Source organism: Moorena sp. SIO3A2, assembly GCF_010672265.1.
Classification (GTDB): Bacteria; Cyanobacteriota; Cyanobacteriia; order Cyanobacteriales; family Coleofasciculaceae; genus Moorena; species Moorena producens.
Map to the genome: position 1 here is coordinate 1 of NZ_JAAHHC010000096.1, position 10,971 is coordinate 10,971.

11 protein-coding genes are annotated in these 10,971 nt (G+C 43.6%); 7 read left to right on the top strand and 4 right to left on the bottom strand.

Going from position 1 to position 10,971, the window contains the following annotated elements; translation table 11 throughout:
* The first annotated feature begins 140 nt into the window (after positions 1-140).
* The gene (locus F6K64_RS37215; protein ID WP_009149717.1) at positions 141-710 is read left to right on the top strand and encodes a DUF1802 family protein; all 570 of its coding nucleotides are present in this window, start codon (positions 141-143) and stop codon (positions 708-710) included.
* 457 nt (positions 711-1,167) lie between these two features.
* Here the strand turns inward: F6K64_RS37215 and F6K64_RS37220 are convergent, their stop codons facing one another.
* Positions 1,168-1,356 carry a hypothetical protein gene (locus F6K64_RS37220; protein ID WP_044494517.1) on the bottom strand — a complete coding sequence of 63 codons (189 nt, stop codon included), beginning with the start codon at positions 1,354-1,356 and terminating at the stop codon, positions 1,168-1,170.
* A gap of 130 nt (positions 1,357-1,486) precedes the next feature.
* Between F6K64_RS37220 and F6K64_RS37225 the strand changes: the two genes are divergently transcribed.
* Positions 1,487-1,639, top strand: coding sequence for a hypothetical protein (locus F6K64_RS37225; RefSeq protein ID WP_154659898.1), 153 nt, complete (start codon positions 1,487-1,489; stop codon positions 1,637-1,639).
* Positions 1,640-1,793: 154 nt separating this feature from the next.
* Positions 1,794-4,484, top strand: a complete 2,691-nt coding sequence (gene purL, locus F6K64_RS37230; protein ID WP_044494516.1) for a phosphoribosylformylglycinamidine synthase subunit PurL — start codon at positions 1,794-1,796, stop codon at positions 4,482-4,484.
* A 182-nt stretch (positions 4,485-4,666) separates the two neighbouring features.
* Here the strand turns inward: purL and F6K64_RS37235 are convergent, their stop codons facing one another.
* The gene (locus tag F6K64_RS37235; RefSeq protein WP_154659897.1) at positions 4,667-4,822 is read right to left on the bottom strand and encodes a hypothetical protein; all 156 of its coding nucleotides are present in this window, start codon (positions 4,820-4,822) and stop codon (positions 4,667-4,669) included.
* Between the two features lie 5 nt (positions 4,823-4,827).
* Here F6K64_RS37235 and F6K64_RS37240 point away from each other — a divergent pair, with 5 nt between their 5' ends.
* From F6K64_RS37240 to F6K64_RS37255, 4 genes are all read left to right on the top strand, one after another.
* On the top strand, positions 4,828-5,805 hold the full coding sequence (locus F6K64_RS37240; protein WP_287267947.1) for an RpnC/YadD family protein: 978 nt from the start codon (positions 4,828-4,830) through the stop codon (positions 5,803-5,805).
* Between the two features lie 406 nt (positions 5,806-6,211).
* Complete coding sequence (gene lepB, locus F6K64_RS39305) at positions 6,212-7,246, top strand: signal peptidase I (RefSeq protein ID WP_502708100.1); 1,035 nt, start codon at positions 6,212-6,214, stop codon at positions 7,244-7,246.
* A 67-nt stretch (positions 7,247-7,313) separates the two neighbouring features.
* The gene (locus F6K64_RS37250) at positions 7,314-7,790 is read left to right on the top strand and encodes a GUN4 domain-containing protein (RefSeq protein WP_287267948.1); all 477 of its coding nucleotides are present in this window, start codon (positions 7,314-7,316) and stop codon (positions 7,788-7,790) included.
* A 239-nt stretch (positions 7,791-8,029) separates the two neighbouring features.
* Positions 8,030-8,215, top strand: coding sequence for a hypothetical protein (locus tag F6K64_RS37255; RefSeq protein ID WP_287267950.1), 186 nt, complete (start codon positions 8,030-8,032; stop codon positions 8,213-8,215).
* A gap of 312 nt (positions 8,216-8,527) precedes the next feature.
* On the opposite strand, the gene F6K64_RS37260 is transcribed toward F6K64_RS37255, so the two are convergent.
* Positions 8,528-9,067 (bottom strand): EF-hand domain-containing protein, encoded by a 540-nt coding sequence (locus F6K64_RS37260; RefSeq protein WP_287267951.1) that lies wholly within the window; start codon positions 9,065-9,067, stop codon positions 8,528-8,530.
* A gap of 522 nt (positions 9,068-9,589) precedes the next feature.
* Positions 9,590-10,717, bottom strand: coding sequence for a 4-hydroxyphenylpyruvate dioxygenase (hppD, locus tag F6K64_RS37265; RefSeq protein ID WP_009149701.1), 1,128 nt, complete (start codon positions 10,715-10,717; stop codon positions 9,590-9,592).
* Positions 10,718-10,971 lie beyond the last annotated feature (254 nt).

Below are 10,971 nucleotides of genomic sequence, written 5' to 3' on the forward strand. Positions count from 1 at the left end.
GAATCGGGAATCGGAACCCACCCCTAACCCCTTAGGGGTGGGTTCCGATTCCCGATTCCCTACTGAGAGTAATCTTGGCATTCTATCCTAGGAAAACGCAAACCTCTTATTGTTGTTGGAAAAATCCGATTACTAAACTTATGCTTTCAAGTACTACCCATGCCCTGAAAGAATGGGGTGTTGCGGTTGATGCCTTAGAAGCGGGCAAAACGATTATGCTGTTGCGCAAAGGGGGTATTCGTGAACAGGGCAACTGCTTCAGCGTGGCTCACCACCAGGTTTTACTCTACCCTACCTATGAGCATCAAAAGCCTAATTTGCTTAAACCTGACTATGCTGAACAAGTGAAACCTGTGCCCTCAGGTTGGCACCCGGAAACTGTTCGGATTGGTAGCTGGGCGTCTATTACTGATATTTTGCCGGTAACGGAGCAATCTACTATTGCTGCTCTGCTACCCTATCATATTTGGAATGAACAATTTGCCAGTGAGCGTTTGAAGTGGAAGCCACGTCAACCTTTATATGTATTGCTGTTGCGTACTTATCAGTTACCTGAGCCTGTGATCACTCCCTACCACCAAGAGTACGGAGGCTGTCGCTCATGGATTGATTTAGTTGAACCGATTTCTTACCAGGGAGTTGTACCGGTTTGGAATGATGGGGAGTATATCGAACAAGTCAGAGAAATTCGCAGTCTGATCGAGGATTGACTGGGAGCAACCACGCCACTTGCTCTGCGCACTCCCCCCAGTGGGCGCAGGGTCATCAAAGAAGATGGGTCTGAAACCCCGTCCTTCTAGGACGGCTTTGTGCTAAGATAGAAACGACGCAATGACCTAAAAAGAAAAGGTGAGATTCCTGGTAGTGGGACCCTTTGGTTAAAAGGTGGTTCACCGAAATGGAGACCCGGTTAAAGACTCCAATCCCAGCCCTCTATAAGCAAATAGTCTTTAAAGTCACGGGAATCAAACACTTTAAAAGTAGACTCAATGACAATATCTTGTCGGAGAGAGTAGAGGCAATTGGCACCGCCAAGTGGACTGCCGATTTCTTGGTACTACGGTACGGGAAGTCGATGTGGTTGTTACGAGCAATGCCCTTTTGGGTAACTCCTCGCTTTGAATCCCCGCGCGTTTACGCCGGGGAGTGTCAAAAGTGGATCCTAATTTAATAGCTCTGTCCGATCTGATACCCTTCTAGGTAAACTGGACTGTCGCTAGCTTCGGTTTGTCTTTCGAGACCGGCTAGGAGTCCTTGATTAAATAAAACGTATTCGATTGTGTCTGGGCTATAGCAATTGTATTGATAAACTAGGGTGGATACAGAGTAGGCTATATGATCGAAATTCCTAGACATAATGGATTTGCCTCCAATGGATACATTAATGGATAGATTGATACAGCTGCAGTTTTAGGGGTAATCAATGTTGTAAGTGACAGCTATGCTTCAAGAGTAATACGGGGAATATATCCGGGACATTACCCACGTGGGTGATTTTATTGTGGCTAAGGAATTGGCAAGGTATAGCAGAAGTCAGAAGTCAGAAGTCAGAAGTCAGAAGTCAGAAGTCAGAAGTCAGAAGTCAGCAGTCAGAAGTCAGAAGTCAGAAGTCAGAAGTCAGCTTAAAATAGGGGATTGACCTGTGGTCACCCTACGCGATGTTCCTTTGGATGTTTGCGATGTTCCTTTGGAACCGCTTCGCGAACGCAAACATCCAAAGGAGTCGAAGAAGTCTAGCTATTGATAGCAATAACTCTATAAAATTATCTCTGTGCCCTTTGTGCCAGAGTCATATGCCCACTAATTCCTCTACCTCCTTTTCCCCAGAAGAGATTGCTGCTGAAGGGTTAACCCCTTCTGAATATGAAGAAATTGTCCAGCGCCTAGGGCGTCATCCCAATAAAGCTGAACTGGGAATGTTCGGTGTGATGTGGTCGGAACATTGCTGCTACAAGAACTCCCGTCCTCTACTCAAGCAATTTCCCACAGAAGGCAAACGTATTCTAGTCGGTCCTGGGGAAAATGCTGGTGTTGTAGACTTAGGTGATGGGCTACAACTGGCCTTTAAAATCGAATCCCACAATCACCCCTCAGCGGTAGAACCGTTTCAAGGAGCTGCTACCGGAGTAGGGGGGATTCTACGGGATATTTTTACCATGGGAGCTCGCCCGATTGCGGTCTTAAACTCTCTGCGCTTTGGGAGTTTGGATAATGCCAACACTAGACGATTGTTTAATGGGGTAGTAGCAGGAATCAGTCACTATGGCAATTGCGTGGGTGTCCCTACAGTAGGGGGTGAAGTTTACTTTGACCGGGCATACACTGGTAATCCCTTGGTGAATGTCATGGCCTTGGGACTGATGGAAACTCCAGAAATTGTTACCTCTGGAGCCTCTGGGGTGGGGAATCCTGTGCTCTATGTCGGGTCCACTACCGGTAGAGATGGCATGGGAGGGGCAAGTTTTGCTAGTGCGGAACTGACGGATCAATCCCTAGATGACCGCCCAGCGGTGCAAGTGGGGGACCCGTTCCTAGAAAAGTCTCTAATTGAAGCCTGTCTTGAGGCATTTCAAACCGGTGCCGTAGTAGCTGCTCAAGATATGGGAGCCGCTGGCATAACCTGTTCTACTTCAGAAATGGCAGCTAAAGGGGGCTTGGGTATTGAGTTCGATTTAGACCTGGTTCCAGCGCGAGAAACGGGTATGGTGCCTTATGAATACCTGCTGTCGGAATCCCAAGAACGAATGCTGTTTGTTGCCCACAAGGGTCGAGAACAAGAACTGATAGATATTTTCCACCGTTGGGGACTCCATGCTGTGGTAGCAGGTAAGGTAATCGAAGAACCTTTGGTCAGGATTTTGTTCAAAGGAGAGGTAGCAGCAGAAATCCCAGCTACTGCTCTAGCAGATAATACTCCAATTTATCACCGGGAGCTATTGACAGAACCACCAGACTATGCATTGAAGGCTTGGGAATGGCATGGGAAATCCCTCCCTCCCTGTAATGTTACAGGTATTGAGATTAACGGTAAGCATCACACTTGGAATCAAATCTTACTTCAACTCCTAGATACTCCAACTATTGCGTCGAAACGTTGGGTTTATCGCCAGTATGACCACCAAGTCCAAAACAATACCTTAATTCTGCCAGGAAATGCTGATGCTGCGGTGATTCGGTTACGCCCTTTACAAGGATTGAACGTTGAACGGTTGAACGTTGAACGGTTGAACGTTGAACGGTTGAATGTTGAAAGGTTGAATGTTGTTCGCGAAGCGTGGCCGAAAGGCCAAGGTTCAACCGAAACTAACCTGCAACCTGCTAACCTACCCTACGGGAACGCCAAAGGCGAACAACCTGCTAACCTGCAACCTGCTAACCTTCAACCTTCAACCAACCTACCCTACGGGAACGCCAAAGGCGAACAACCTGCTAACCTTCAACCTTCAACCAACCTACCCTACGGGAACGCCAAAGGCGAACAACCTGCTAACCTTCAACCTGCTAACCTTCGATCTGTAACCTCTAATGCTGGTGTGGCGGCAACTGTAGATTGTAATTCCCGTTATGTTTATCTTGACCCCTATGAAGGGGCAAAGGCTGTGGTAGCAGAAGCAGCACGGAATCTGAGTTGTGTGGGTGCAGAACCTTTGGCAGTAACGGATAATCTGAATTTTGGTTCTCCAGAAAAGCCTGTGGGTTACTGGCAACTGGCTTCTGCTTGTGCAGGAATAGCAGAGGCTTGCCGGGAAATGGGCACTCCTGTGACTGGGGGTAATGTTTCCTTGTATAACGAAACCATTGATAGTGACGGCAATCCTGAGTCGATTTACCCTACGCCAGTGGTGGGGATGGTGGGATTAATTGCTGAGATTACTAAAACCTGTGGTCAAGGTTGGCAAGCTGAAGGGGATTTAATCTATTTATTAGGATTGGGGACTAAATACTGGGAAAATAGTCAATCCCAAATTAAATCCCAAATTACATTAGGTGCGTCCGAGTATCTGGCAACGATTCATGGCATGGTTGCGGGCAAGCCACCAGTAGTGGATTTTGATTTAGAGCGTCGTATCCAAACGGTAACGCGAGAGGGTATCGGTCAAGGTTGGATAAATTCTGCTCATGACTGTGCTGAAGGGGGATTAGTGGTGGCTTTGGCTGAATCCTGTATCCCAGGTAAGTTGGGGGCAGACATTACTCTAGGCTATAGGTCCGAGTCGTTAGACCTGCGCTGGGATGAAGTGCTCTTTGGTGAGGGGGGGAGTCGGATTCTGGTTTCTGTAAGTCCTCAACACCAAACAAGTTGGGAATCTTATCTACAGCAAAAGTTAGGGGATGAGGGATATTGGCAACAACTGGGTGTTGTTCAAGGGGAAAATGCTGGTTTACGAGTACTGGTGGGCAATGGTCAGTGTGTGATTGAGGTGACAGTTCAGGAGATGTATGATTGTTGGGAGAATGGGATTGAAAGGCGTTTGAGGGTTTAGGAGGGAATCGGGAATCGGGAATCGGGAATCGGGAATCGGGAAACAATCTTGTTTACCTTATTATGATGAGAAACGGTTTAGCGATGTTCCTCTGGAACCGCTTTGGGATTGACCTTGGCCTTTGGGCCACGCTACGCGAACGCAATCTTTAAAAACCTTAAGGTAAGCATTCAGCTATCAGCTTATGCCCATAGCGTAACCTCCTTGAGGTGCTTTTGAATAAAATAAGCTGACGGCTGACGGCTGATGGCTGAATGCTTACACCTTAAGCAGGAATTGGCTGGATAGGGATTGGCTGACAAGGGCTTTGCTAAGATAGCATAATTCAGTTTTCTCATACTCAATGACCAATCCAAGAGCCGATTACGATAATCCCTGGAAAGAAGCGCTTTCCATCTATTTTGAATCCTTCATGGCATTCTTTTTTCCCGAGATTGATCGTAACATTGACTGGGAAAGAGGCTATGAATTTCTTGATACAGAATTCCAACAGGTGGCTCGAGATGCAGAAATTGGCAGCAGGGAAGCCGATAAACTGGTCAAAGTTTGGCGACAAGACGGTGAAGAAACGTGGGTACTGATTCATGTGGAAGTACAGAGTCAGGCTCAGTCAGTCTTTGCGGAAAGGATGTACGTCTACAACTATCGCATCTTTGATATGTATCGACGGAAGGTAGTCAGTTTAGCTGTTCTCGCTGATGATGAAGAGTCTTGGCGACCAAGTGAATACAATTACGAGATTTGGGGTTGTCGAGTTTTATTGCAGTTTCCAGTAGCTAAGCTGTTAGATTATCAGCTGTCTAAACTAGAACAAAGCACTAATCCTTTTGCTGTGATTGTGGCTGCACATCGCACCACTCAGCAAACTGTTCAAAATCCCGAGGGACGGTATCAGGGCAAATTAACCATTGCCAAGAGTCTTTATCAACGAGGGTATAGTAGACAAGATATCCTAGAATTATTCCGGCTCATCGACTGGATGATGACATTACCGGATAGCTTTCAGATTGGGTTTAAACAGCAAGTCAGACGTTTTGAGGAGGAAAGCACAATGCCTTATGTTACTAGTATAGAGCGCCTTGCTCGTAAAGAGGGGATAGAAGAAGGCATTCTCCAAACTAGTCGAGAGACTCTTTTGGAAGTGCTTCAGGTACGATTTGAGGATGTGCCAAGGGAGTTGGTTGAGACAATTAACCAGATTGAGTCGGTCTCTGTGTTGAAAACCTTGCATCGACAAGGAATTACTATTGCTTCTGTTGAAGAGTTTCAGGGTTGGCTTGACCAATTGCTATCTTTTGAGCAGGAACAGGAGGAAGGTTGAATAGGGTGCATCTTTTTGTTGTAAATCTATAAATCAGGGGAGGGTGGGGAGGGTGGGCAGATGGGGGGATAGGGGAGATTTTTATTCAGGGTAATTATCCTGAGATGATATTAGCCTTCAATGGTCGTATTTTTGCAAAAGTGAGTCCACCCGGTTGAATACCGGTTATAGGGAGATAGATTCGGAAGTTTAAAAGGGGAGAGCGATGTTCCAAAAGAACCGCTTTGCGAACGCACATGTTGAAAATCATACCCTGATTCAGCAACGCCGTAATTTTTAGTTAAATTTAGTTAAATGATTTAACAATTCGAGATAAATCATTATGGAATAGATGTGAGAGTGTATGGTAATGTGAGCTAAAAAGGTGCAAAATTCGAGTATCATCAGGTTGTTGTAAAAGCAATTCATGTCTCAATCAGGACAAATTTTATCTCAATCTAATTCGGGAAAAGAACCTTGGCTGGCGGTCAATTTATCATCTTTTTGGCCGGGATTAGGTCAACTCTATGGAGGCAAATCCATTCGAGGATGGATTTTGATAGTTACTGAAATTCTCTTATTGAGTTTGGGTGTATGGTTAATAGTTTTTGACACGACGACAAATACAGGTCTCGGTTTCATTTTTTTGATAGCTGCTATAATAATTAGTTTATGGAATCTTTTTGATGCCTATAGTTGTACTAGAAAATTCAATAATTTAAGCTTTGAACGCCTAAGGAAAGACAATAAAGATCCGTGGCTAGCTGTTTTTTTATCAAGAATAATTCCAGGACTGGGTCATTTCTATCTAAAAAAATATTTAATTGGTATTTTATTATTGGTTTTATTTATAGCCTCAACCATTTTCCCATTAGCTCCAATTATTTTTCAAGGTATTGTTGCATATTACGCTTATGTGGCATCACCAGTTCGTAGAGAAAGAACAAAAAACACTATAATCATCGTTGCTATTTTCATAATTTTGACTGCTTTGATTGCGCCCTTATCGAGAAATCTGGTAGAAGCTCGCTATATCCCATCAGGATCAATGCTGCCGACACTGCAAATTAATGATCGTTTAATTATCAACAAGTGGAGTTACTCTTTCCAAGAGATACAACGAAAAGATATTGTAGTTTTTTTGCCAACGGAGAAACTAAAAGAGCAAAATTTTAAAGATGCATTTATTAGTCGGATCATTGGTCTCCCAGGAGATAAGATAGAAGTCAATGGTGGCAAGGTTTATGTTAATAATCAACCGTTGGAAGAAAACTATATTGAAGAACCCCCTCAGTACAGCTGGGGTCCTGTAACAGTGCCGCCTGATTCTTACACTGTCCTAGGAGATAACCGTAATAATAGTTATGACAGTCACCATTGGGGATTTGTCCCTAGGGAAAATATTATTGGGAAAGCTACTAAACGATTTTGGCCTCTGGATCGGGCTGGTGCCATAAAGTAACAATAGAGCTGGTCAATCCTCTACCTTTTCCTAAGGCTATTAACGTAAAACTTCGGCAGGTATTACGATGAGTAACGATAATTATTATCCAAGACATAGCGTTGATTATTCAAAGCTACAGCAGCTTCTTTCGGAAGGTAAGTGGAGAGAAGCAGACTATCAGACATACCTGGTAATGCTAGCAGTATTTGGCCGTAAAGAGGGAGATTGGATCAGACCAGAAGAGATCAAAAACTTTCCCACTAGTGACCTCTTAGCTATTGATAAATTATGGCGGAAATATAGTTCCGATAAATTTGGATTTAGTATCCAAAAGAAAATTTATATTGATAATAAACAATCTGTAGAAAAATTATCAATACAAGACTCTGGAATCATATCTAATGAGTCGGTTGAGTTTGTCAAGCGTGTTGGTTGGCAGATGGATAGTTACAAAGATCTGATCTTTGACATTACTCAAGCACCGAAAGGACATTTACCTGGATGCTGGGCGTTTCGATTTTTTGGTTTTGGTTGGTATCTCATGTCGCACAAGGGGATATAGTTTAAATGTTTGCTCTTGAGTGCCGGTGCCACCAAAGCAGATACCTGTCTATCCCTCATTCATCCCGTAATTCAGCAACGCTGAATTTAAATATCCTATCTAAGGATGCTATTTTCCTTTGGAACCGCTTCGCGAACGCAAACAAAAACCTCCCGGAATAAAAGCGTTAAACTGTGGAAAAGTCCTGCTCAAGGGAGTCTTTATTTACTATAATTATATCAACTAATTTTTATGTTATATTGGCGTCAATTATTATCCCCGATTCCCGATTCCCGATTCCCGATTCCCGATTCCCGATTCCCGATTCCCTTAATTTTATGGATAATGATATCGTTTTGTTTCTAGCTACTGTTGGTTTACTGATCCTGTATCTGGTATTTTCTGCCCTAACTGAAATGGGTACTAAGTTTCCTTGGAAGAAATAGTTGATGGGTTTTATCAAGTGGTATAGCGCTACGGGTAAGTCAGAAGTCAGAAGTCAGAAGTCAGAAGTAAGCTATGACTAAGTTTCGGAGTTTAGGAATGTCAAACACCTTAATGCGTAGTGCTATATAGTAAATAATCTGGGTATCCCTTGTTGTGTAAGAAGTTTAGGACTAACTAAATAGCAAGAGGTCTACCCAGTCTTATTGATTTCTACATCTATTGGACAATAAAATATTGCCAAATAAAATTCGGTAATGTCTGAACGTCGAATTCGAGCCATGGAAAATAGCTGAGATTAATACCGTAAAAAGTTAATAGGAACCCCAAAAGTAATTTCCCGGAGATTTTGGGTTATCACTGCGGAAAAATTCATCCATCAAGGTAAAAAGCTCTTCCTCAGAGATATGTCCATCACTATTCAAATCGAGATGGCCAAAATTTTCCCTTGCCCAACTAGGATCAACACCATAGGCACTGACCAAATCTACATACTCTTGCTGACTAATTTCTCCATTGTCATCCTGATCAAGTAAAGCAAAAAAGACATCACATTGCAATTGAATAAGGGGTTCATAGGCATCTGAGTGAATCAGATTGTCGTAATACTTAAACCATTCCTCAAGGGTGATTTCTGCATCGCTGTTTTGATCAGCCAAACTCAAGTTATTCCACATGGAAACCAAGATTGAACGCAGATAAGCATATTGCCAAGAATTAGGTTTTAGCCCTCGTGAACTAGCCAGTTTATTCAAAATCAGATGAAAATCATCTTGGTTGAGAGTTCCACCTGAATCAGCATCGATATTATTGAATAATGTTGTTAATTTTTTTTGTTGTAATGCGGTTAACATTTAAAACTCACCTTTGATGACACTTTATGGTTTTTGAGTTTAAGATGAGGAAATAGTTAGTCTAAACAGTTTCCGTCGAAACGACTTGTTTTACCATAGTTTGACCTAGAAGGTAAAGGACTCTAAAATAAAGGACTGACCGCCCCCGTTTTTTTTTCTTAGACGACACCTTCCCACTCTTACTTCCCATGATTTTATGGTCTATAAAACTAAGGTTTGTCACTATACAGAGAATTCTACTGGATACTTGATATTCGTTACAAGTTAAAAGCTAAGGCATTTTGTCAATACCTCCAAGTAGAGAAATTAACCTTGAGCATTATTAACGTAAGCATACAGCGGTTTGCCATTCAGTTAGGTACTTTCGTTCTGGGTTTTTAGGGAGTAGGGAGCAGGGAGCAGGGAGCAGGGAAGAGGGAAGAGAGAACAGGGAAGTCGGAAGTGGGAAAACAATCCTGTGTACCTGATAGTTATGCAAACCGCCGTATGCTGAACGCGCACGCGTGCGCGTAGCGCATTAGCTTAGGTTCCTAAACTTCCTCGCTTGTTCTGTTCCCGCTCGATGGCTTCAAATAAAGCACGAAAATTTCCTTCTCCAAAGCCCTTGGCCTGAAAGCGGCGCTCAATCACTTCAAAAAAGAAAGTAGGCTTGCCAAAAATGGGCTTGGTGAAGGTTTGAAGTAACAAAGCTTGAGGAAACTCTTGCTGCCAATCTACTAAAATTTGTCTGGTAGCAATTTCTTCCCATTCTGCTGGTGGTAAAGGTAAATTAGAGCCCCCTGGTCTTTGCCGCAACTGGCTGTAGTAGCTGGGAGGAACTTCAATAAACGGTAAACCTCGACCACGGAGTTGCGCGATCGCTTCTACTATATTGCTAGTTCTAAGAGCAATATGCTGGATTCCTGGTCCACCATTGAAATCTAGAAATTCCTGAATCTGGGAATTAGCAGAAGTTGGTTCATTGATCGGCAACTGCACTTCACCAGTGGGATCAACCATGACCTGAGAGTATAAACCAGACTGTTGTGTCTTAATAGAAAATATTTGTTGTGGGCAAAATCCCAGCACGTGTTGATACCAATTTACTGCCCGTTCTAACTCACCAACCGCTACATTAAGTACTACATGATCAATGGTGGTGAACATGGTCTGAGGATGGTTATTTCCCTGGTTTCCCTCTATACTGAGGGAGGGTGGCTTACCCTGAGCAGTCTTCGTGATCCAGTTCAACTGAGCCGGGAAAAACGATTCGTCACAGATGCCATCTCGCTCAACCAGGGTATGAACCAGAGAACCCCAGGAGGGGATTCTACTCCACTTTAGGCGTCCCTGTCTTTGAAATTGCTCCTGAGGTGGTTGTACCACTTGGTTGCCCTGAGCGGACGTATTCTCAATCACCGCTTCCAGGTCTTCTACTAGAAAAGCGATGTCAGCCACCCCAGGAGGATGTAGACGCAAAAACTCAGCAATAGGACTTGCTGATGTTAGAGGTGAAGAGATAAGAAACGTGATTGAGCCACTTTTTACAACTTCTGTGTAGGTATGGTAACTACTGCCACTGGCGACCCGTTGAAAGCCAAGAGTGTGGACTAACCAATCAGAAAAAACTGTAGCATCTTCAACATAGAAATGAACATGATCAATTTTCATGGTTAAATCCAGTTCAAGAGATTGTAATCTTTTTAATTTTGCTCTTGTTAGAAGATTAAACCAATTTGCAGTAGGGAAAAGAGGATTACAGATATTTTACATATCTGAGTGGGTAAGTCATGGCATTTTCAGCTGATCTGACTTTTATCACTCCCCGCGCCCCCGCCCCACACTCCCCTCTCTTTCCCGATTCCCGATTCCCGATTCCCGATTCCCGATTCCCCATTCCCGATTCCCGATTCCCGCTTCCCCAT